This is a genomic window from Dactylosporangium sp. CA-092794, from assembly GCF_050948465.1.
In the GTDB taxonomy this organism is placed as follows: domain Bacteria; phylum Actinomycetota; class Actinomycetes; order Mycobacteriales; family Micromonosporaceae; genus Dactylosporangium.
The window spans coordinates 3,488,927-3,513,998 of the sequence record NZ_CP192044.1; the positions used below are offsets into that span (position 1 = coordinate 3,488,927).

At 78.3% G+C, this 25,072-nt stretch carries 1 protein-coding gene; it reads left to right on the forward strand.

Annotation, left to right across the window (positions count from 1 at the left end; translation table 11 throughout):
• The first annotated feature begins 6 nt into the window (after positions 1 to 6).
• Positions 7 to 25,071, forward strand: a complete 25,065-nt coding sequence (locus ACQPXD_RS15075) for an SDR family NAD(P)-dependent oxidoreductase (protein ID WP_432843844.1) — start codon at positions 7 to 9, stop codon at positions 25,069 to 25,071.
• Position 25,072: the final 1 nt, after the last annotated feature.

A 25,072-nucleotide genomic window follows, 5' to 3' on the forward strand; every position in this document is an offset into this window, starting at 1 on the left:
CGAACGGTGGCCATGAGCAACGAAGAGAAACTGCGCGGCTACCTGCGCAAGGCGACCGCCGACCTGCTCCAGGCCCGGGAGCGGGTGCTGCAGCTGGAGTCCGGCCGGCACGAGCCGATCGCCGTGGTCGGCATGGCCTGCCGGTACCCGGGCGGCATCGACGGTCCCGACGACCTCTGGCGGCTGGTGCTGGCCGGCGGCGACGGCATCGGCGAGTTCCCCGGCGACCGCGGGTGGGATCTGGCCGCCCTCTACCACCCCGACCCGGAGCACCCCGGCACCTCGTACACCCGCCACGGCGGCTTCCTGCGCGACGTCGCCGCCTTCGACGCCGAACTCTTCGGCATCTCCCCGCGCGAGGCCCTCGCCATGGACCCGCAGCAGCGGCTGCTGCTGGAGACGTCGTGGCGGGCGTTCGAGGACGCCGGGATCGACCCGCACACGCTGCGCGGCAGCCGCGGCGGCGTGTTCGTGGGCGCGATGTACCATGACTACGCCACCGGTCCGGTCGAGTTCCCGGCCGAGGCGGAGGGCTTCCTCGGCGTCGGCACCGCCGGCAGCGTCCTGTCGGGCCGGCTCGCCTACACCTACGGCCTGGAGGGCCCGGCCGTCACCGTCGACACCGCCTGCTCCTCGTCGCTGGTCGCGCTGCACCTGGCCGGGCAGGCGCTGCGGGCCGGGGAGTGCGACCTGGCCCTGGCCGGCGGCGTCACCGTCATGGCCACCGCCGACGCGTTCGTCGACTTCAGCCGGCAGCGGGCGCTGTCGCCGTCCGGCCGCTGCCGGTCGTACTCCGACGACGCCGACGGCACCGGCTGGTCCGAGGGCGTCGGCGTGCTCGTGCTGGAGAAGCTCTCCGACGCCCGCCGCAACGGCCATACCGTGCTGGCCGTCGTCCGCGGCACCGCGGTCAACCAGGACGGCGCCTCCACCACCCTCACCACCCCCAACGGCCCGTCACAGCAGCGGGTGATCCGCCAGGCCCTCGCCTCGGCCGGGCTCGACCCCGCCGACGTCGACGCGGTCGACGGGCACGGCACCGGCACCACCCTCGGCGACCCGATCGAGGCCCAGGCGCTGCTGGCCACCTACGGCCGCGAGCGCACCGAACCGCTCTGGCTCGGCTCGGTGAAGTCCAACCTCGGCCACACCCAGGCCGCCGCCGGCGTCGCCGGGCTGATCAAGATGATCCAGGCCATGCGGCACGGCGTGCTGCCGCGCTCCCTGCACGCCGGCGTGCCGTCGACCCGGGTCGACTGGGCGTCGGGCGCGGTCCGGGTGCTCACCGAGCAGCGGCCGTGGCCGGCGACCGGGCGGCCGCGCCGGGCCGGCGTCTCGTCGTTCGGGGTCAGCGGCACCAACGCCCACGTCATCGTCGAGCAGGCGCCGGAGGCGGAGCCGGCCGCGCCCGGCCCGGCGCGGCCCGCCGTGCCGTGGGTGCTGTCCGCGGCCACCGCGGCCGGGCTGGCCGACCAGGCGGCCGCGCTGCTCGCCTGGCGGGAAGCCCACCCGGACCAGGCCCCGCAGGACGTCGGTCTGTCGCTGGCCACCGCCCGAGCCGCGCTGGCGCACCGGGCGGCCGTGGTGGGCGCCGGCGACCGGCTGGCCGAGGCCCTCGCCGCCCTCGCCGACGGCGGCACCGCGCCCGGCGTGGTGCCCGGCGCCGACGCCTTCGCCGAGGGCGGCATCGTCTTCGTCTTCCCCGGCCAGGGCGGCCAGTGGGCCGGCATGGCGAGCGAGTTGCTCGACGCCGAGCCGGTGTTCGCCGCCCGGATGGCCGACTGCGAGCGGGCCCTGGCGCCGTACGTGGACTGGTCGCTGACCGACGTGATCCGCGGCGGCGACCCGCTGGAGCGAGTCGAGGTCGTCCAGCCCGCGCTGTTCGCGGTGATGGTGAGCCTGGCCGCGGTGTGGCAGTCCTACGGCGTGCGTCCGGCCGCCGTCGTCGGGCACTCCCAGGGCGAGATCGCCGCCGCCTGCGTGGCCGGTGCCCTGTCCCTGCCGGACGCGGCCCGCATCGTCGCCCTGCGCAGCGCCGCCGTCGCCGGATCGCTGGCCGGCACCGGCACCATGCTGTCCGTCGCCGCCCCCGCCGGCTGGGTGCGGGAACGCCTCGGCCCGGGCGCCGTGGTGGCCGCGGTCAACGGGCCGGACGCCACCGTCGTGTCCGGCGCCCGCGACAGCCTCGAGGCGCTCCTGGCCCGCTGCGGTGCCGACGGCGTGTGGGCCCGGATGGTCCCGGTCGACTACGCCTCGCACTCCCCGGCCGCCGACGCCCTGCGGGACCGGCTCCTGGCCGACCTGGCCCCGATCGCCCCCGGCCCGGCCGGCGTGCCGATCCGGTCCACGCTCACCGGCGACTGGCAGGACGGCGCCGGCCTCGACGCCGAGTACTGGTTCCGCAACCTGCGCGAGCCGGTGCTGTTCGCCGCCGCCGTGGAGGGGCTGCTCGCCGAGGGCTTCGACACGTTCGTGGAGTGCAGCCCGCACCCGGTGCTCACCGCCGGCGTCGAACAGACCGCCGAGGCCGCCGGGCGGTCCGTCGCCGCCCTCGGCACGCTGCGCCGCGACGCGGGCGGGCCGCAGCGCCTCGCCGCCGCCCTGGCCGAGGCGCACGGGCGCGGCGTGCGGGTCGACTGGGCCGCGGTGTTTCCCGGCGCGCGGCGGGTCCCGATCCCCGGGTACCGCTTCCGCCGCACCCGCTTCTGGCCCCGCCCCGCCGCTACCGCCGACCCCGGCGCGCTCGGCCTGGACGCGCCCGAACATCCGCTGCTCGGCGCCGCGCTCAGCGTCGCGGGCGGCGAGGCGGTGCTGTTCACCGGGCGGCTGTCGGCCCGCATGCAGCCGTGGCTCGCCGACCATGTCGTGGGCGGAGGGGTACTCGTGCCCGGCACCGCCCTGGTCGAGCTGGCCGGCCACGCGGCCGAGCGCACCGGCTGCGCGGTCGTCGAGGAGCTGACCCTGACCGCGCCGCTGCCGGTCGAGCCCGGCGGCGCCGTCACCGTGCAGACCGCGGTCGGCGCCCCCGACCCGGCCGGGCGGCGGAGCATCACCATCCATTCCCGGGCCGGCGACGGCTCCTGGACCCGGCACGCCACGGGCACCCTGGCCACCGCCGGCGCGCCGGTCGACGCCGCCGAGCTCGCCGCGTGGCCGCCGGCCGGCGCCGTGGAGCAGCCCCTCGACGAGCTGCGGGCCGGGCTCGCCGGGGCCGGCTTCGGCTACGGCCCGGCGTTCGGCGGGCTGCGGGCCGCCTGGCGGCGCGACGGCGACGTCTTCGCCGAGGTGGCGCTGCCGGACCGGGAGGCCGCCGACGCCCGCCGCTACGGGCTGCACCCCGCCCTGCTCGACGCCGCCGTGCAGGCGGCCGGGCTGCTCGACGGCGCGGCCGGGGCCCGGATCTCGTTCTCGTGGGACGGCGTGACGATCGCCGGCACCGGCGCGGCCGCGCTGCGGGTGCGGCTGCGGCGGACCGGGCCCGACGCGCTGAGCCTGCTCGCCGCCGACGACCGGGGCCGCCCGGTCGCCGCCGCCGGGCTGACGCTGCGGCCCTACGACCCCTCGGCGCCGCGCCCGCGCGGCGCGGGACGCCTGCTGCGCCTCGACTGGGTCCCGGCGCCCGGCGCGGCGCCCGGCCCGGACGCCGTCGTGCTGGACGTGCCGGCCGGCGCCGACGTCCACGAGGCCACCCGGTCGGTACTGGCCGCGCTGCAACGGTTCCTGGCCGACGACGGCGGAGCACGGCTCGTCGTGCGGACGAGGGGCGCCGTCTCCACCGCGCCCGACGAGCCCGTGCGCGAACTCGCCGGCGCCGCCGTCTGGGGCCTGGTCCGCGCGGCGCAGACGGAACACCCCGGCCGGTTCGTCCTGCTGGACACCGACAGCGACGGGCCCGTGCCGGGCCACGGTGACCGGCTTGCCGTCCGGCGCGGAGCGGTGCTCGTGCCCCGGCTCGGCCGCGGCCCCGAACCCGCCGGACCGGCCGTCCCGCTCGATCCGGACGGCACCGTCCTCATCACCGGCGGCACCGGCGCCCTCGGCGCGGTCCTCGCCCGGCACCTCGTCACCGAGCACGGCGTGCGGCACCTCCTGCTCGCCGGCCGCCGCGGCGCCCAGGCCCCGGGCGCCGCCGGCCTTGCCGCCGCCCTCACCGAGCTCGGCGCGAGCGTCCGGATCGCCGGCGGTGACCTCGGCGACCGGGCCACCGTCGCCGCCCTGCTGGCCGGCGTCCCCGCCGAACACCCGCTCACTGCCGTCGTCCACGCCGCCGGGATCAGCGCCGACGGCCTGCTCACCGCGCTCACCCCGGACCGGCTCGCCGCCGTGCTGCGGGCCAAGGCCGACACCGCCCGGCACCTGCACGAGCTCACCGCCGACCGGCCGCCGCACACGTTCGTGCTGTTCTCCTCGGCCGCCGGGCTGCTCGGCGGCGCGGGCCTCGGCCCCTACGCCGCCGCCAACGCCGTCCTGGACGCCCTCGCCACCCAGCGCCGCGCCGCCGGGCTGCCGGCCGTCTCCCTCGCCTGGGGCCTGTGGGACACCGAAGGCGGGCTCGCCGGCCGCGCCGATCGGGACCGCCTCGCCCGGTCGGGCCTGCCGGCCCTGGATGAGCGCGACGCGCTGGCCCTGTTCGACGCCGCCCTCGCCCACGACGACGCCGTCCTCGTGCCGCTCGCCCTCGACCCGGCCGCCCTGCGCGCCCGGACCGGGCCGCCCGACGAGTTCGCCCTGCTCGCCCCGCGCGCCGCCCGGCGCGCCCTCGCCGGGCCGGACGGTGGGGCGCCGGACGCCGGGTTCGCCGACCGGCTCGCCGCGCTGCCCGCCGCCGAGCGGGACGCGCTGCTGCTGCGCGTGGTCGTCGACGCCGCCGCCGACGTGCTCGGCCACGCATCCGCCGAGGCCGTGCGGCCCCGCCGCGCCTTCAAGGACCTCGGCTTCGACTCCGTCACCGCCGTGGAGCTGCGCAACCGCCTCGCCGCCGCCACCGGGGCGCGGCTGCCCGCCACGCTGCTGTTCGACCACCCGAACCCCGAGGCGCTGGTCCGCCACCTGCGCGTCCTCCTGCTCGCCGGCCGGCCCGCGACCACACCTGCGGCACCGGCCGCGGCGCCGGCGACCGGCGACCCGATCGCCATCGTCGGCATGGCCTGCCGCTTCCCGGGCGGCGTCACCACCCCCGAGGGCCTGTGGGAGCTCCTCGCCGCCGGGCGGGACACGGTCGGCGACATCCCCGCCGACCGCGGCTGGGACCTCGACGAGCTGGAGGCCGCCACCGGCGCGCCGATCCCGCGCCGGGCCGCGTTCCTGGCCGACATCGCCGGGTTCGACGCCGCGTTCTTCGGGGTGTCGCCCCGCGAGGCCCTCGCGATGGATCCGCAGCAGCGGCTCCTGCTCGAGGTCGCCTGGGAGGCCCTGGAACGGGCCGGGGTGCCGACGCTGTCGGTCCGCGGCACCGACCTCGGGGTCTTCATCGGTACCAACGGCCAGGACTACGCCGGCGTGCTCGCCGCCTCCGGCGCGGACGCGGGCGGCCACGCCGGCACCGGTAACGCCGCCAGCGTGCTGTCGGGCCGGCTCTCCTACGCGCTCGGCGCCGAGGGCCCGTCGCTGACCGTCGACACCGCCTGCTCGTCGTCGCTGGTCGCGCTGCACCTCGCCGCCCAGGCGCTGCGGCAGGGGGAGTGCTCGGCCGCGCTGGTCGGCGGCGTCACCGTCATGTCGGCGCCCGGGGTGTTCGCCGAGTTCGGCCGGCAGGGCGGCCTCGCACCCGACGGCCGCTGCAAGGCCTTCGGCGACGGCGCCGACGGCGTCGGCTGGGGCGAGGGCGTCGGCGTGCTCGTGGTCGAGCGGCTTTCCGACGCCCGGCGCCACGGTCACGAGGTCCTGGCCGTGGTGCGCGGGTCGGCGGTCAACCAGGACGGCGCCTCGAACGGGCTGACGGCGCCGAACGGCCCGTCGCAGCAGCGGGTCATCCGGCAGGCTCTCGCGACCGCCGGTCTGTCCACGATGGATGTCGACGTGGTGGAGGGCCACGGCACCGGCACCCGGCTCGGCGACCCGATCGAGGCGCAGGCGTTGCTCGCGACGTACGGCCAGGACCGGGCGACGCCGCTGCTGCTCGGCTCGATCAAGTCGAACATCGGCCACACGCAGGCCGCCGCGGGCGTGGCCGGCGTGATGAAGATGGTCCTCGCCATGCGGCACGGCCTGGTACCGGGCACGCTGCACGCCGACGCGCCGTCGTCCCAGGTCGACTGGGCGGCCGGGGCGATCCGGCTCGCCGCCGGCACCGAGCCGTGGCCCGAGGAGCCCCGCCCGCGGCGGGCCGGCGTGTCGTCGTTCGGCATCAGCGGCACCAACGCCCACGTCATCCTCGAACAGGCGCCCCCGATCCCTGCGCCCGTCGCGCCGTCGGTGAGCCCCGTCGCGTGGCCGCTGTCCGCCCGTACCCCCGAAGCATTACGACTCCAGGCGGCGCGCCTGCGCGACCGGCTCGAAGCCCGCCCCGCACCCGCGGATGACGTCGCCCGGGCCCTCGCGACCGCGCGCCCGCCCTACGAGCACCGGGCCGTCCTCGCCGGCGCCGGTGACGACCTCCTCACCGCCCTCGACGGGCCGCTGCCGACCGGCCCGGCCGCCGCACCCGGCCGCCTCGCCCTGCTCTTCAGCGGTCAGGGCACCCAGCGCGCCGGCGCCGGCCGGGCCCTCGCCGCGCGGTTCCCCGCGTTCGCGACCGCCCTCGACGCCGTCCTGGCCGAGCTGGACCGCCACCTCGACCGGCCGCTGCGCGACGTCATGCTCGCCGAACCCGGCACACCCGACGCCGCCTTGCTGGACCGCACCGAGTACGCCCAGCCGGCCCTCTTCGCCCTCCAGGTCGCCCTGCACCGGCTCACCGAGTCCGCCGGCCTGCGCGCCGACATGCTCGCCGGGCACTCGGTCGGGGAGATCGCCGCGGCGCACGTGGCGGGTGTGTTCGACCTGCCGGACGCGGTGGCGCTGGTGGTGGCTCGGGGGCGGCTCATGCAGGCGTTGCCCGGGGGCGGTGCGATGGTGGCGGTGGAGGCGTCCGAGGAGGAGGTCCTGCCCCTGCTGGTCGGTGTGGTGGTGATCGCGGCGGTCAATGGTCCGCGGTCGGTCGTGCTGTCGGGTGCGGCCGATGCGGTTGAGGGGGTTGTCGCCGGTCTGGGGCGGCGTAGCAGCCGGCTGCGGGTGTCGCACGCGTTCCACTCGCCGCTCATGGACCCGATGCTGGAGGACTTCCGGGCCGTCCTCGCCGGGATCACCTTCCACGCCCCGGCCACGCCGCTGGTCTCCACCGCCACCGGGCAACCGGCCGCGATGGACACCGCCGGCTACTGGGCCGAGCAGGTGCGCGGCACCGTCCGCTTCGCCGACGCGATCGGCACCCTGCGCGGCTCCGGCGTCACGACGTTCCTGGAGCTGGGGCCGGACGGCACCCTGTGCGGGCTGCTCGGCGGCCACGAGCCGGCCCCCGGCGAACTCGCCGTCCCGGCGCTGCGGGCCAAGGCCGACGAGCCCCTGACGTACCTCGGCGCCCTCGGCCGGCTGCACGAGCGCGGTCTGGACGTCGACTGGGCCGCCACCCTGCCCGCCGGCCGCCGCGCCGAGCTGCCCACCTACCCGTTCGAGCACCGGCGGTACTGGCCCGGCCCGCCCCTGCCCGCCACGCCCGACGCGCTCGGCCTGACCCCCGTCGGCCACCCGCTGCTCTCCGCCGCCCTGACCCTGCCCGGCTCCGGCGACCTGGTCCTCACCGGCCGGGTATCGGCCCGCACCCACCCGTGGCTGACCGGGCATCGGGTCGACGGCCGGGTCATCCTGCCCGGCACCGCCTTTCTCGAGCTCGCCCTGCGCGCCGGCCGCCTCGCCGGCGCACCCCGGGTCGAGGAGCTCACCCTGCACGCGCCCCTGGAACTGCCCGGCCGCGGCGGCGTCGACCTGCGGGTCACCGCGGCCGCCCCGGACGACGACGGGCGCCGCGAGCTGACCGTCCACGCCGGCACCGGCGACGTGTGGACCCGGCACGCCTCCGGCGTCCTCGCCGTCGGCCCCGCCCACCCCGAACCGATCGGCCCGCCCCCGCCGGACGCCGAACCCCTCGCGGTCGACGACTTCTACGAGCGGGCCGCCGCCGACGGATTCGACTACGCACCGCCGTTCCGCGGCCTGCGCGCCGCCCGCCGGCACGGCCCGGACCTCCACGTCGACGTCGCCCTGCCCGACGGCGGCGCGGACGGCTTCGAGCTGCACCCCGCGCTGCTCGACGCCGCGCTGCAGGCCACCGGGCTGGCCGGACTGGACGCGGCCGCCGCCGGCCGGATGCCGTTCTCCTGGCGCGACGTCACCGGCCACGCGGCGGGCGCCGCGGCGCTGTCGGTCCGGCTGCGCCGCACCGGGCCGGACTCCGTCGCGATCCTCGCCGCCGACCCGGCGGGGACCCCCGTGCTCACCGTCGGCGGGCTCACGCTGCGGCCCAAGCCGGCCGCGGTCGCCGGGGCCCGGCCGGTGCCGACCGACTCGCTGTTCGAGGTGCGCTGGCGGCCGCTGCCGGAGCCGCCCGCCGCCGACCCGCCACAGTGGACGGTCACCGGCGACCTGGCCGGGCTGCGGGAGGTGCCGGCCGTGGTGGTCGTGCCGGTGCCGCCCGGCCCGTCCCGCGACCGGGTCGTCGAGGTCCTCGGGCTGCTGCGCGAGTGGCTCGCCGGCGAGCGGTACGCCGCCGCCCGGCTGATCGTCGCCACCGCCGACGAGGCCGTCGCCGCCCTCGTCGGCTCCGCCCAGGCCGAGCACCCCGGCCGGTTCGCCGTCCTCGACGGGGAGGCCACCGCCGACTCCGTCGCCGCCGTGGCGTCCGGCGAGCCCCGGCTGCGGGTCCGCGACGGGCAACTGCTCGTGCCCCGGCTCGCCCGGGCCGCCGACGGCGACGACCTCATCCCGCCCCTGGACACCCCGTGGCGGCTCGACACCCGCCGGCGCGGCAGCCTCGCCGCGCTCACCCTGGCCCCCTGCCCGGAGGTCCTCGCCCCGCTTGGTCCCGGCGAGGTCCGTCTCGCCGTGCACGCCGCCGGCGTCAACTTCCGCGACGTGCTCAACGCCCTCGGCATGTACCCGGGCGACCCGGGCCTCCTCGGCGGCGAGGGCGCCGGCGTCGTCACCGAGATCGGCCCCGGCGTCACCGCCGTCGCCGTCGGGGACCGGGTCGCCGGCGTGCTCTCCGGTGCCTTCGGCCCGGTCGCGGTCACCGGCGAGCACCTTCTCGTCCGGGTACCCGAACACTGGACGACCGAGCAGGCCGCCTCCGTGCCCCTGGTGTTCCTCACCGCCCTCTACGCGCTCACCGACCTCACCGGCCTGCGCACCGGCGAGGCCGTGCTGATCCACGCCGGGGCGGGCGGCGTCGGCATGGCCGCTATCCAGCTCGCCCGGCACCTCGGCGCCGAGGTCTTCGCCACCGCGAGCGAGGCCAAGTGGCCGGCGCTGCGCGAACTCGGCCTCGACGACGAGCACATCGCCTCCTCCCGCACCCTCGGCTTCGCCGCCAAGTTCCTGCGCGTCACCGGCGGCCGCGGCGTCGACGTCGTGCTCAACTCGCTCTCGGGGGAGTTCGTCGACGCCTCCCTGCGGCTGCTGCCGCGCGGCGGCCGGTTCGCCGAGATGGGCAAGACCGACGTCCGCGCCGAGGGCGTCCCGGCCGGGGTCGACTATCGGGCCTTCGACCTGTCCGACGCCGGGCCGCAGCGCCTCCGCGCGCTCCTCGCGACCCTCATGGACCGGTTCGCGGCCGGCGCGCTGCGGCCGCTGCCGGTCACCGCCTTCGACGTGCGCCGCGCCCGCGCCGCCTTCCGCCACGTCCAGCAGGCCCGGCACGTCGGCAAGGTCGTCCTCACCCTGCCGTCCCGGCGCGACCCGGACGGCACGGTCCTGATCACCGGCGGCACCGGCGGCCTCGGCCGGCTGGTCGCCCGGCACCTCGCCGCATCCGGCGCCCGCCACCTGCTCCTCGCGGGCCGCCGCGGCCCGGCCGCCCCCGGCGCCGACGACCTGGTCGCCGAGCTGGCCGCGCTCGGCGCCACCGCGACCGTGGCCGCCTGCGACGTCGCCGACCGCGAAGCCGTCGCCGCGCTGCTCGCGGACATCCCGGCCGTGCACCCCGTCACCGCGGTCGTCCACGCCGCCGGCGTGCTCGCCGACGGCGTCGTCACCGCACTCACCCCGGAGCAGGTCGACGCCGTCTGGCGGCCCAAGGTGGACGGCGCCCGGCACCTGCACGAGCTGACCGCCGGGCGGCCCCTCGCCGAGTTCGTGCTGTTCTCCTCGGCGTCGGCCACGTTCGGCAGCCCCGGCCAGGCCGGCTACGCCGCCGCGAACGCCGCCCTCGACGCGCTCGCCCGGCACCGCCGCGACCTCGGCCTGCCCGCCACCTCGATCGCCTGGGGCCCCTGGGCCACCGCCGAGGGCATGACCGGCGGCCGCCACCGCGCCGGCCTGCCCCTGCTCACCGACGCGCAGGGGCTGCTGCTGCTCGACGCGGCCACCGCCCTGGCCGACCCCGCGCCGGTCGCGACCCGCCTCGATCCGGCGGCCCTCCCGGCGCCGGTGCCGGAGCTGCTGCGCGACCTCGCCCCGTCCGGCGCGGCCCCGGCGGCCGGCCCCGCCGCCGACCTCGGCACCCGGCTCGGCGTGCTGCCGGCCGGCGAGCGGGAGCGCGCCGTGCGCGACCTCGTGCGGGCCGAGGCCGCCGCCGTCCTCGGCCACCTGGGCGCCGACGCCATCCTGCCCGGCCGCGCCTTCCGCGACCTCGGCTTCGACTCGCTGACCGCGGTCGAGTTCCGCAACCGGATCGCCGCCGCCACCGGGCTGCGCCTGCCCGCGACGCTGGTCTTCGAGTACCCCACTCCGGAAGACCTGGCGGCCCACCTGCTCACGGCCCTCGGCGCGGATGCCGACCCCGCCGGCACCGTCGCGCAGGTGGCACCGGTGGCGGCCGCGGACGACCCGATCGCCATCGTCGGCATGGCCTGCCGCTACCCGGGCGGCATCGGCTCGCCCGACGAGCTGTGGTGGTTCGTGCTCGGCGGCGGCGACGCCATCTCGCCGTTCCCGGTGGACCGGGGCTGGGACCGGACCGGTTCCGGCGGTTTCCTGCACGACGCGGCGCTGTTCGACGCGGGCTTCTTCGGGATGAGCCCGCGGGAGGCCCTGGCCACCGATACGCAGCAGCGGTTGCTGCTGGAGACGTCGTGGGAAGCGGTGGAGCGGGCGGGTGTCGACCCGCGGTCGCTGCGCGGCAGCGCGACCGGGGTGTTCTTCGGCGTGATGTACAACGACTACGCCGCCGTCCTCGGCGATTCCGCCGACCCCCTGGAGGGGCACCGGGCCAACGGCAGCGCCGGGAGCGTGGCCTCGGGCCGGGTGGCCTACACCCTCGGGCTGGAAGGCCCGGCGGTCACGGTCGACACGGCCTGCTCGTCCTCGCTGGTCGCGCTGCACCTCGCCGGTCAGTCGCTGCGCGCGGGGGAGTGCTCCCTCGCCCTGATCGGCGGCGTGGCGGTCATGTCGACGCCGCAGGTGTTCGCGGAGTTCGCCCGGCAGGGCGGGCTGTCCGCGGACGGGCGCTGCCGGTCCTTCGCCGACGCCGCGGACGGCACGGGCTGGTCCGAGGGCGTCGGCGTCCTGGTGGTCGAGCGCCTCTCCGACGCACGCCGCAACGGCCACGAGGTCCTCGCCGTGGTCCGCGGCACGGCGGTCAACTCCGACGGCGCGTCGAACGGGCTGACGGCCCCGAACGGGCTCGCCCAGCAGCGGGTGATCCGGCAGGCTCTCGCGGCGGCCGGGCTGTCCACGGTGGACGTTGACGTGGTGGAGGGCCACGGCACCGGCACCCGGCTCGGTGACCCGATCGAGGCGCAGGCGTTGCTGGCGACGTACGGCCAGGACCGGTCGACGCCGCTGCTGCTCGGCTCGATCAAGTCGAACCTGGGGCATACGCAGGCCGCCGCGGGCGTGGCCGGCGTCATCAAGATGGTCCTGGCCATGCGGCACGGCATCGTGCCCCGCACCCTGCACCTCGACGCGCCGTCGTCCCAGGTGGACTGGACGGCCGGCGCGATCGACCTGGTCGCCGACACCGCCGAGTGGCCCGGCGGCGGGCGGATCCGGCGGGCGGGCGTCTCCTCTTTCGGCATCAGCGGCACCAACGCCCATGTCATCCTCGAACAGGCGCCCGACGCGCCCCGCCCGGCGCCCGCGGCCGAGCGGGCCGTGCCGCTGCTGCTGTCCGGTGCCAGCCCCGGCGCCGTTCGCGAGCAGGCCGCCCGCCTGCTCGCCCGGCTCCAGGACAACCCCGCCGCCGGACTCACCGACGTCGCCTACACGCTCGCCACCGCCCGCCCCGCCCTCGCCGAGCGGGCCGCCCTGGCCGCCGCGACCCGCGCCGACGCCGTCGCCGGGCTGGCCGCGCTCGCCGACGGCGCCGCCGAGGTGCGCCGGACGCCCGCCGACCCGCCCCGCCTCGCCCTGCTCTTCACCGGGCAGGGCGCCCAGCGCCCCGGCATGGGCGACGGGCTCGCCGCCCGCTTCCCCGCCTTCGCCGACGCGCTGCGCGAGGTCCACGCCCACCTCCCGGGCGACCTCGTCGCCGCCCTGCGCACCGCCGGCGAGACCGCGCTGCGCCGCACCGACCTCGCCCAGGCGGGTCTGTTCGCGATCGAGGTCGCGGCGTTCCGGCTGGCCGCCTCCTGGGGCCTGCGCCCGGACGCGCTCGTCGGCCACTCCGTCGGCGAGCTCGCCGCCGCCCACGCCGCCGGGGTGCTGTCCCTCGCCGACGCGGCGACGCTGGTGACCGCCCGGGGCCGGCTGATGCAGGCACTGCCGGCCGGCGGCGCGATGGTGGCGGTCGAGGCCACCGAGGACGAGGTCCGGCCCCTGCTGGACGGCCGGGTGGCCGTCGCCGCGGTCAACGGCCCCCGGGCCATAGTCCTCTCCGGCCCGGCGGAGCCGCTCGAGCGGATCGTCGCCGCCCTCGGGCGCCGCTCCCGGCGGCTGCCGGTCGACCACGCCTTCCACTCGCCGCTCATGGCGCCGATGCTGGACGAGTTCCGCGCCGTGGCCGAGTCGCTGACCTACCACCCGCCGTCGACCCCCGTCGTCTCCACCGTGACCGGCGGCCCGGCCGCCGTCGACACGCCCGGCTACTGGGTCCGGCAGGTGAGCGAGCCGGTCCGCTTCCACGCCGCCATCACCGCCGTCCGCGCCGCCTTCCTGGAGGTGGGACCCGACGGCGTGCTGAGCGCGCTGGCCCGCGAGGCCGGGGCGGACGTCGCCGTGCCGCTGCTGCGCCGCGGCCGCGACGAGGAGCTCACCGCCGCCGCCGCGCTCGGGGAACTGCACACCCACGGCGTCAGCGCCGACTGGGCAGCGGTCTTCGCCGGCACCGGCGCACGCCGGGTCGACCTGCCCACCTATCCATTCCAGCGGCAGCGGTACTGGCCATCCGGCCGGCGGTCCGTCCCGGCGCCCGGCTCGGGGCACCCGCTGCTCGGCGTCGCCGTGCCGCTGCCCGAGACCGGCGGCGTGGCCCTCACCGGCGAGCTGTCCCTCGCCGCGCACCCCTGGCTCGCCGACCACGTCGTCGGCGGCGCCGCCGTCGTGCCGGGCACCGCGCTGCTGGAGCTGGCCCTGGAGGCCGGGGCCAGGGCCGGCTGCCCGGCCGTGGCCGAGCTGCTGCTCACCGAGCCGATCGCCGTGCCGGCCGAGGGCACGGTCGGCGTGCAGGTCACCGTCGGTGCCGCGGACCCCGCCGGGCGGCGGCCGATCGGCATCCACAGCCGTACCGGCGACGCGGACTGGACGCGCAACGCCACCGGTACCCTCGCCGCCGAAACGGCCTCGGTGAGCGTGTCGCCGTGGCTCCCGGACGGCGCCGAGCCGGTCGACCCGGACGAACTGCGCGCCGGGCTCGCCGCGGCCGGCCTCGACTACGGCCCCGCGTTCCACGGCCTGTCGGCCCTCCGGCGGCACGGCGACGACCTCTACGCCGAGCTCGACCTCCCGGCCGGACTCGACCCCGCCGGCTACGCCATCCACCCGGCGCTCCTCGACGCCGCCCTGCACCCGATCGCCGCCTGGGCGTCCGGCGGCCCGGCGCGGCTGCCGTTCGGCTTCACCGGCGTCACCGCCCGCCCCGGCACCCCCCGCCGGGTCCGCCTGACCCGCGGCGCGGACGGTACGGTGACGCTGGTCGTCACCGACCGCGCGGACGCGCCGCTGCTGGCCGTCGACGCCCTCGCCCTGCGCCCGGCCCGCGTCGCGGTCCCCGGCGACCTGCTGCGCGTGGCGTGGACCCCGGTCGCCGACACCGGCGACGCCGGCCCCGCGACGGTCGTCACCCTCGGCGCGGGGGACACGCCGGACGACGTGCTGGCCGCCACCGCCGCGGCGCTGCACGCGTTGCAAACCCTCCCGCCGGACGAGCCGGCCCTGTTCGTCGCCGGCCCGGGGATCGCCGCGGCCGCCGCGGCCGCGCTGGTCCGCTCCGCCCAGGCCGAGCGGCCCGGCCGGCTCCGGCTGCTGGAAACCCCGGACGGCACCCTGCCCGCGGCGCCGCCCCGCTCCGCCGAACCCTGGCTCTCGCTCGGGCTCGACGGCACCCTGCGCGCCGCGCGCCTCGAACGCATCCGCGCCACGGCGGCGGGGAGCCTCGATGCGACCGACGCCGTCCTCATCACCGGCGGGCTCGGCGGGCTCGGCGCGATCCTCGCCCGCCACCTGGTGGCCCGGCACGGCGTCCGGCGGCTGATCCTCGCCGGCCGGCGGGGCGCCGACACGCCCGGAGCCGCCGCGCTCGCCGCCGAGCTGGAGGCGCGGGGCGCCGAGGTCACCGTCGCCGCGTGTGACGTCACCGACCGGGCCGCCCTGGCCGACCTGCTCGCCGGGTCGCCGGTCACCGCAGTCGTGCACGCGGCCGGGGTCCGGCAGGACGCCACGCTCGGCGCGCTCACGGCCGAGCGGCTGGCGGCGGTGCTGGCCCCGAAGGTCGCCGCCGCCTGGCACCTGCACGAGCTGACCAGGGACCGGTCGCTGCGGGCCTTCCTGGTGTACTCCTCGATCGCCGGCATCTCCGGCACCGCTGGGCAGGGCGCCTACGCCGCCGCCAACGCCGCCCTCGACGCGCTCGTCCGGCTGCGCCGCGCCGAAGGGCTGCCCGGGCAGTCCCTCGCCTGGGGTCCGTGGGACCCGGCCGCCGGCATGACCGGCGAGCTGAGCCCCGCCGACCTCGCCCGGCTCGCCCGCACCGGGCTCGGCCTGATCGGCGCCGCCGACGGGCCCGCCCTGCTCGACGCCGCCCTCGCGACCGACGAGCCGGTCGTGGCGCCGGTGCGGCTCGACCCGGCCCGCCGCGACCGCGTCGCCGCCGTACCGCCGCTGTGGTCCGGCCTCGTCCCCGCGCCCCGCGCCGCCGTCGCGGCCGCGCCGCTCCCGCCGGTGCGGGACCTGGTGCGCCGGCACCTGGCGGCCGTGCTCGGGCACGCGTCCACGGACGCCGTCGACGACGAACGGCCCATCGCCGAACAGGGCCTCGACTCGCTGATGGCGATCGAGCTGCGCGACCGGCTCGGCGCCGACACCGGCCTGGCCCTCTCCGCGACGCTCGTCTTCGACCACCCGACCGTCCGTACGCTCACCGACCACCTGCTTGCCCGGCTCGCTCCGGACGCCGAGCCCCCGGAGCCGGACGCGCCGGCCGGCCCGGCGCCGGTCGACGGCGACCCGGTGGTCATCGTCGGCATGGCCTGCCGCTACCCGGGCGGCGCCGACACCCCCGAGCGGCTGTGGGACCTCGTCGCCCGCGGCGGCGACGCCGTGGCCGGGCTCCCGACCGACCGCGGCTGGGACCTCGCCGCGCTGCGCGACACCTCCGCGACCGCGTCCGGCGGATTCCTCTACGACGCGGGCGAGTTCGACGCCGCGCTGTTCGAGATCTCGCCCCGCGAGGCCCTGGCCATGGACCCGCAGCAGCGGCTGCTGCTGGAGCTGTCGTGGGAGGCGCTCGAGCGGGCCGGGATCGCGCCCGACTCGCTGCGCGGCAGCCGGACCGGCGTGTTCGCCGGCCTGATGTACCACGACTACGCGGCTACCGCCTCGGGCGCCGCCATCGACGAGGTCACCGGCTACGTCGGCACCGGCAACGCGGGCAGCGTGCTGTCGGGCCGGATCGCCTACACGTTCGGCCTGGAGGGCCCCGCCCTGACCGTCGACACGGCCTGCTCGTCGTCGCTGGTCGCCCTCCATCTGGCGGTACGGTCGCTGCGCTCCGGCGAGTCCGACCTGGCCCTCGTCGGCGGCGTGACCGTGATGGCCGGACCGCAGACGTTCGTCGAGTTCTCCCGCCAGGGCGGCCTCGCCCCCGACGGACGCTGCAAGTCCTTCGGCGCCGGCGCGGACGGCGTCGGCTGGTCCGAAGGCGCCGGGCTGCTGCTGGTCGAGCGCCTCTCCGACGCCCGCCGCAACGGCCACGAGGTCCTCGCCGTGGTCCGCGGCACGGCCGTCAACTCCGACGGCGCCTCCAACGGCCTCACCGCGCCCAACGGCCCGTCGCAGCAGCGGGTGATCCGGGCCGCGCTCGCCGATGCCGGCCTGACCCCCGCCGACGTCGATGCCGTCGAGGGCCACGGCACCGGCACGACCCTCGGCGACCCCATCGAGGCGCAGGCGCTGCTGTCCACCTACGGCGACCGGCACAGCGCCGAACGGCCGCTGTGGCTCGGCTCGGTGAAGTCGAACATCGGCCACACCCAGGCCGCCGCCGGCGTCGCCGGCATCATCAAGATGATCCAGGCCCTGCGGCACCGCACCCTGCCCCCGACGTTGCACGCCGCGGACCCGTCGGCGGCGGTGGACTGGTCGGCCGGCACGGTCCGCCTGCTCGCCACCGCCCGCGACTGGCCCGAGGCGGCCACCCCGCGCCGGGCCGCGGTGTCGTCGTTCGGCATCAGCGGCACCAACGCCCACGTCATCCTCGAGGAACCCGCTCCCGCCGCGCCCGCTCCCGCCGCTACCGCCCCGGCCGGCGTCGTTCCATGGGTGGTTGCCGCGCGCGATGCGGACGCCCTGGAGGCAGGCATCGCCGGGCTCGCCACGGACCCGACCGGCTCGCCCGCCGACGTCGGGCTGTCACTGGTCGCCGGCCGCGCCCGGCTCCCGCACCGCGCCGTGCTGCTCGCCGGCGACGGCGCCCTCGTCCCCCTGGAGCGGGGCACGGCGAGCGGGCGCCGCCTGGCCTACGTCTTCGGTGGCCAGGGCGCCCAGTGGCCCGGCATGGGCCGGGAGCTCGCCGCCCGGTTCCCGGTGTTCGCCGGGGCCCTGGAAGAGGTCGGGGCGGTGCTGCCGGAGGGCACGGTCACGGCCGCGTTCGGCACCGACGCCGCGGCGCTGGAGCGCACCGGCCGGACGCAACCCGCACTGTTCGCGGTCGAGGTGGCGCTGGCCCGCTTGCTGGCCTCCTTCGGGGTACACCCGGATGTCCTGCTCGGCCACTCGATCGGCGAACTCGCCGCCGCCCACGTCGCCGGCGTGCTCGACCTGCCCGACGCGGCCGCCCTGGTGACCGCCCGCGGCCGGCTCATGGAGGCGCTGCCACCCGGCGGCGCGATGGTCGCCGTCGAGGCGTCCGAGGAGGAGGTACGCCCTCTGCTGGACGACCGGGTCGCGATCGCCGCCGTCAACGGCCCACGGTCGGTCGTGCTGTCCGGGGCCTCGGATGCGGTCGAGCGGGTCGTCGCTGATCTGAGCCGGCGAAGCACCCGGCTGCGCGTCTCGCACGCGTTCCACTCGCCGCTGATGGACCCGATGCTGGAGGAGTTCCGCACGGTCGCCGAGGGGCTGACCTATCGCCGGCCCTCGCTGCCGCTGATCTCGACGGTGACCGGGCGCCCGGACGGCATGGACCGGCCCGGCTACTGGGTGCGCCAGGTCCGCGAAACCGTGCGCTTCGCCGACGCGGTGACCGCCGCCGGCGCCACCGCCTGGCTGGAGGTCGGCCCGCACGCGGTGTTGTCCCCGTCCGTCCACGAGGTCGCCGGCCCCGGCGCCGTGGTCGCCGCCGTGATGCGCCGCGACGCGGACGCCGACCGGAGCCTGATCCGCGGCCTGGCCCAGCTGTTCGTGGCCGGCGTGCCGGTCGACTTCACGCCGTTCTTCCCGGGCGCGCGGCGGGTCCCCCTGCCGACGTACCCGTTCCAGCGCCGCCGCTACTGGCTCTCGTCCACCGCCCGCCGCGGCCACCCGCTGCTGCCGGACGCCCTCGACCTGCCCGGCGGCGGGGCGGTGCTGACCGGACGCCTGTCGCTCGACACCCACCCGTGGCTGGCCGACCACGCCGTGCTCGGCACGGTCCTGCTCCCTGGCTCCGCCTTCGTCGAGATGGCCCTGCGCGCCGCCGCCGCGACCGGTGCCGTGGAGGTGGCCGACCTGACCCTGGAGTCCCCGCTGCCGCTGCCCGCCGGCGCGGCGGCCGACCTGCGCGTGACGGTCGGCGCCGAATCCGACGGGCGGCGCTCCCTGGCCATACACTCCCGCCGCGACGCCACCGACGCTTGGACCCGCCACGCCCGCGGCGAACTCGCTGTCGCCGCCGCTTCCGCGCCGGCCACCGCCGAGGAGTGCCCGCCGCAGGGCGCCGTCGAGCTGGACACCGCGGATCTCTACGAACGGCTCGCGGAGCGCGGCTACGCCTACGGCCCGGCGTTCCGCGGCCTGCACCGGGCCTGGCGGGCCGGCGACGACATCTATGCCGAAGTCGGCCTGAACACGCCCGCCGAACGCTACGGCCTGCACCCGGCCCTGCTCGACGCCGCCCTGCACGCCAACCTGCTGGCCGACACCCTCGCCGGCGGCGCCGCCACGCTGCTGCCGTTCGCGTGGACCGGGGTCCGGCTACACGCCACCGGGGCCACCGCGCTGCGGGTGCGCTTCTCGCCCGGCCCCGACGGCTCGGTCGCGATGTCCGCCACCGATCCGAGCGGCCGCCCGGTCGCCACGATCGCCTCCGTCGTCGGCCGCCCGGTCACCCCAGACCAGCTTGGCGCCGCCTCCACCTCCGGCGAACAGTTGCTGCGGCTGCGGTGGAGCCCGGTCGCCGGCACGGACGCGATGCCGCCGGCCGCCCATGACGTGCTCGACCTGACGGATCCGGGGATCGGTGAACTGCCGGAGCGCGCCCGGGCCGCGGCGGGCGCCGCGCTGGAGGCGCTGCAGGCTCGGCTTCGCGGGACGGACCCGGCCAGATCCCGGCTCGTCGTGCTCACCCGGGGCGCCGTCGCGGCGACCGACGGCGACACCGTGCCCGACCCGGGCGCCGCGGCGGTATGGGGGCTGGTCCGCGCCGCCCAGGACGAGCATCCGGGTCGGATCGTCCTCGTCGACATTGACGATCACCATCGACCACCCCTGGCCGCAGGCCTCGACGGCGGCGAGCCGCAGCTCGCCCTGCGCGGCGGGGTCGTGCTGCGCCCGCTGCTGGAGCCGGTGCCGGCACCGCCGCCCGGCGACCGCGCACCGCTGCTCGACCGGGACGGCACGGTGCTCATCACCGGCGGTGCCGGCGGGCTCGGCGCACTCCTCGCCCGCCACCTCGTCACCGAGCACGGCGTCCGCCACCTGCTGCTGACCAGCCGCACCGGCCCGGACGCGCCCGGCGCCGAGGCGCTGGGCGAGGAACTGACCGCCCTCGGCGCCACCGTCGACATCGTCGCCTGCGATGTCGCCGACCGGGAGCGGGTCGCCCGGCTGGTCGCCGGGATACCGGCGGAGCACCCGCTCACCGCCGTCGTGCACGCCGCCGGAGCCGCCGACAACGCCGTCCTCGAGGCCCTCACCGCGGACCGGCTCGACCGGGTCCTGGTCGCCAAGGCCGACGGCGCTTGGAACCTGCACCTGGCGACCCGGCACCTGCCCCTGGCGGCGTTCGTGCTCTACTCGTCGGCCGCCGGCCTGCTGCTCGGCGCGGGCCAGGCCAACTACGCCGCCGCGAACGTCGTGCTCGACGCGCTGGCCGCGCACCGCAAGGCCGCCGGGCTGCCCGCCGTCTCGATCGCCTGGGGCGCCTGGGACACCGCCACCGCGATGGCCGACCGGCTGCGCGACACCGACCTGCGCCGCATGCGCCGCCTCGGCCTGCCGCCCATGGATCCCGCCGCCTGCCTGCGGCTGTTCGACGCCGCACTGCGCGGTACCGATGCCGCCGTCGTGGCCATCAAGCCCGACCGCGCCGCCCTGCGCGCCCGCCCGGACGGCATCCCGGCGGTGCTCCGCGGCATTGTGCGAAACCCTCAAGCAGGCGCCCCCCGGCAAGGCCGGGATCTCCTCGACCTGGTGCGCGTGGCCGCGGCGACGGTCCTGGGACACGACGGACCGTCGGCGATCGACCCCACCCGCCCGTTCCAGGAGCTCGGCGTCGACTCCCTCGCCGCCGTGGAGCTGCGCAACACGCTCGCCCGGGCGACCGGCCTGCGTCTGGCCGCCACCCTCGTCTTCGACCACCCGACCCCGGAGGCGGTCGCCCGCCACCTCGCCACCCGGACCGCACCGGCCCCGGCGACGCCGGCCCCCGCGCCGAAGCCCGGCGGCGAGCCGATCGCGATCGTGGCCATGAGCTGCCGGTACCCGGGCGGCGTGCGCAGCCCCGAGGACCTGTGGGACCTCGTCACCGGCGGCGTCGACGCGATCACCGGCTTCCCGGCCGACCGCGGCTGGCAGACCACCGCGGCCGTGCGCCGGGGCGGATTCCTGCACGACGCCGCCGACTTCGACGCCGCGTTCTTCGCCATGAGCCCGCGCGAGGCGGCCGCCACCGACCCGCAGCAGCGCCTGCTGCTGGAGGTCTCGTGGGAGGCGGTCGAGCGGGCCGGCATCGACCCGTCCTCGCTCGCCGGCAGCCTCACCGGCGTCTACGTCGGCGCGATGTACCACGACTACCCGCACAGCAGCGCCGCCGGCTCCGGCATCTCCGGCCGCATCGCCTACGCCCTCGGGCTGCAGGGCCCGACGATGAACGTCGACACGGCCTGCTCCTCGTCGCTGGTCGCGATCCACCTGGCCGCGCAGGCGCTGCGCCAGGGCGACTGCACCCTCGCCGTGGCCGGCGGCGTCACCGTGCTGGCCACCCCGGACAGCTTCGAGCAGTTCGGCGAACTGGGCGTGCTGTCACCGGACGGGCGCTGCCGGTCCTTCGCCGACGACGCCGAGGGCGCCGGCTGGGCCGAGGGCGCCGGCATGCTCGTCCTCGAACGGCTCTCCGAAGCCCGCCGCCACGGCCACCCCGTCCTGGCGGTGCTGCGCGGCTCCGCCGTCAACTCCGACGGCGCCAGCAACGGTTTCACCGCCCCTAACGGCCCCTCGCAGGAGCGGGTCATCCGGCGGGCCCTCGCCGTCGCCGGGCTGCGGCCGGCCGACGTCGGCGCGGTCGAGGCGCACGGCACCGGCACCCCGCTCGGCGACCCCATCGAGGTGCAGGCGCTCATGGCCACGTACGGCAGCGAACGCCCCGCCGGCGAGCCGCTGTGGATCGGCTCGCTGAAGTCGAATATCGGCCACGCCCAGGCCGCCGCCGGCGTCGGCGGCGTCATCAAGACCGTCCTGGCGCTGCGGCACGGCATCCTGCCCCGCACGCTGCACGCCGAGCGCGCCAGCACCCGGGTCGACTGGGCGGCCGGCACCGTCGCCCTGCTCACCGAGCAGCGCCCGTGGCCGGCCACCGCCGCGCCCCGCCGGGCCGGCGTCTCGTCGTTCGGCATGACCGGCATCAACGCCCATCTGGTACTCGAGGAAGCGCCGCCCCTGGCCCCGGCGCTGGCGGAGGAGGCCGGACGGCCGGTACCGTGGGTCATCGGCGGCCACGACGCCGAGGCGCTGTCTGCGCAGGCGGCCAGGCTCGCCGCGCGGTTCGCCGCCGACGAGGGCCTGAGCCCGGCCGACGCCGGCTTCTCCCTCGCCACCACCCGCGCCGCCCTGCCCCGCCGCGCGGTGCTGCTCGGCACCGGCCGCGACGAACTGCTCAAGCGGCTCACCGCCCTCGCGGAGGGCGACACCGCGGGGCTGATCGTGGATGAGGTCCGGGCCGGGGAGCGGGTGGCGCTGCTGTTCCCCGGGCAGGGTGCCCAGTGGGCCGGCATGGGCCGGGCGCTGTACCAGAGCTTCCCGGCCTACGCGCGGGCATTCGACGAGGCCTGCGCCCTGCTGCCGGCCGGCATCGCCGCCGCCGTCCACGGTGACGGGCCGGGCGACCTGGGCCACACCGCCCTGACCCAGCCCGCGCTCTTCGCCGTCGAGGTCGCGCTGGCCCGCCTGTTGCACGATTTCGGGGTACGCCCGGACGTCGTCCTCGGCCACTCGGCCGGCGAGATCGCCGCCGCCCACGTCGCCGGCGTGCTGTCCCTGGCCGACGCCGCGACCCTCGTCGCCGCGCGGGGACGGCTCATGGGCGAGCTGCCCGCCGGGGGCGCCATGGTGTCGATCGCCGCCGCCGAGGAGGAGGTCCGCGCGGCGCTGGCCGACGGCGCCGTGGTCGCCGCCGTGAACGGCCCCCGCTCGGTCGTGGTCTCCGGCGCCGCGACGGCGGTCGAGCGGACCGCGGCCCGCTTCGCGCACACCACCCGCTTGCAGGTCAGCCACGCGTTCCACGCCCCGGCCATGGATCCGATGCTGGCGGAGTTCCGGGCGGTCATCGCCGGCCTGGACCTGCGGCCGCCGCGGCTCACCCTGATCTCCAACCTGACCGGCGAGCAGGCCACCGCCGAGCAGGTCACCGACCCCGAGTACTGGGTGCGCCACGCCCGGGAGACGGTGCGTTTCGCCGACGGGGTACGCGCGGCCGCAGCTACCGGCGCCACGGTGTACGTGGAGGCCGGCCCGCACGCCGTGCTGTCCCCGCTCGCCGCCGAGATCCTCGCCGGTCGGGACACGGCCGTGGTGCCGGTGCTGCGCCGCGACGGCGACCAGGTCACCGACCTGCTGACCGCGCTCGGCCGCCTCTACGCGCGCGGCCTGCCGGTCGCCTGGGCGCCCGCCTTCCCGCCCGGGGCGCGCCGCGTCGACCTCCCCACGTACGCGTTCCGCCGCACCCGCTACTGGACCACGGCCGACCGCAACGCCCCGCCCGCCGACCCGCTGCGCTACCACGTCGCCTGGCACCCGTACGCCCCAGCCGACGTTCCGCCGCCCGCCGCGGACGGCACCTGGCTGATCGTCGCGCCCCCGCGCCCCGGGCCCGTGGTCGCGGCGGTCCGCGACGGCCTCGTCGCCCGCTACCCGGACGCCCTGGTCATCGACGCGCCGGCGAGCGGCGACGGCCTGGCCGCTCTGCCGCCGGTGTCCCGGGTGGTCTCCCTGCTGGCCCTGGCCGACCCGCCCGCGGACGCCGCGCCGGAGGACCCGGCGCCCACCCTCGCCCTCGTCCAGGCGCTCGGCGCCGCCGCCATCGGCGCGCCCCTGTGGTGCCTGACCCGGGGCGCGGTCGGCGTCGGACCCGGCGAGGCACCCACCGACCCGGCCCGGGCCGCGGTGTGGGGGCTCGGCCGGGTCGCGGCCCTCGAACACCCGCAGCGCTGGGGCGGCCTCGTCGACCTGCCGCCGGCGGTCGAGGACGGCACGCTCGACCGGCTGGTGGAGACCCTCGGCCACGCCGGGCCCGGCGAGGATCAGGTCGCCCTGCGCGAGGCCGGCGCATACGTCCGCCGGTTCGTGCGCGCGGCGGAGCCCGCACCGGCGGACGCGCCGAGCTGGAGCGGCACCGTGCTGATCACCGGCGGCACCGGGGCGCTCGGCGCGCACCTGGCCCGAGGGCTCGCCGACCGGGGCGCCCGGCACCTGCTGCTGGCCGGCCGCCGCGGCGCCCAGGCCCCCGGCGCCGACACGCTCGTCGCCGACCTGAAAGCGCGCGGCGCCGAGGCCACCGTGGCCACCTGCGACCTCACCGACCCCGCGCAGATCGCCGGCCTGCTCGCCGGCATCCCCGTCGACCGGCCGCTCACCGCCGTGCTCCACGCGGCCGGGACGCTCGCCGACGGCGTCCTCGACGCGCTGACCCCCGAGGCGATGCGCGCGGTCGCCGCGCCCAAGGCCGACGCCGCCTGGCACCTGCACCGGCTCACCCGCGACCGCGGGCTCGAGGCGTTCGTGCTGTTCTCGTCCGTCGCCGGCACGCTCGGCAGCGCCGGGCAGGCCAACTACGCCGCCGCCAACGCCTACCTCGACGCCCTCGCCGAACACCGCCGGGCCGAGGGCCTGCCCGCCACCGCCGTCGCCTGGGGGCCGTGGGCCGGCGCCGGCATGGCCGGCAACACCGCCGGGGCCTGGTGGCGCGGCCTGCGCCCGCTCGCGCCCGCCGCCGCCGTCGCCGCCCTGCTGGACGGCCTCGGCGACCCGGCCGCGACGGTCGCCGACGTGTCCTGGCCCGACCTGCTGCCCGCCTTCACCGCCGCCCGCCCGAGCCTGCTGCTCGCCGGGTTCGCCACCGGGTTGGCGGCCACCGCGGCGCCGGTGCCGGAGGACTTCGCCGCCTTGCCGGCCGCCGAGCGCGGCCGGGCCGTGCAGCGCCTGGTCCGCGCGCAGGTCGCCGACGTGCTCGGCCATGCCGGGCCGCAGGCCGTCCGGCCCCGGGTCGCGTTCACCGATCTCGGCTTCGACTCGCTCAGCGCGGTCAACCTGCGCAACCGGCTGGCCGCCGCCACCGGGCTCGACCTGCCGGTCGCCGTGGTGTTCGACCATCCGACCGCCGAGCGCCTGGCCGCCCACCTCGCCGACGCGCTGGCCCCGGCGGCCGACCCGGAGCCGCCGGTCCTCGCCGCGCTGGACCGGCTGGAGCGGGCGCTGGCCGGGCTGAGCCCCGCCGACCTCGACCCGCTCGCCGCCCGGCTGCGCGGCCTCGCGGCCCTGGTGGAAGCGGACCGTCGTCCCGGCGGCACCGACCGTCGTCCCGGCGGCACCGACCTCGGCACGGCCACCGCCGAGGAGATCTTCGACATCCTCGACGACGAGCTGGGCGGGTACTGAT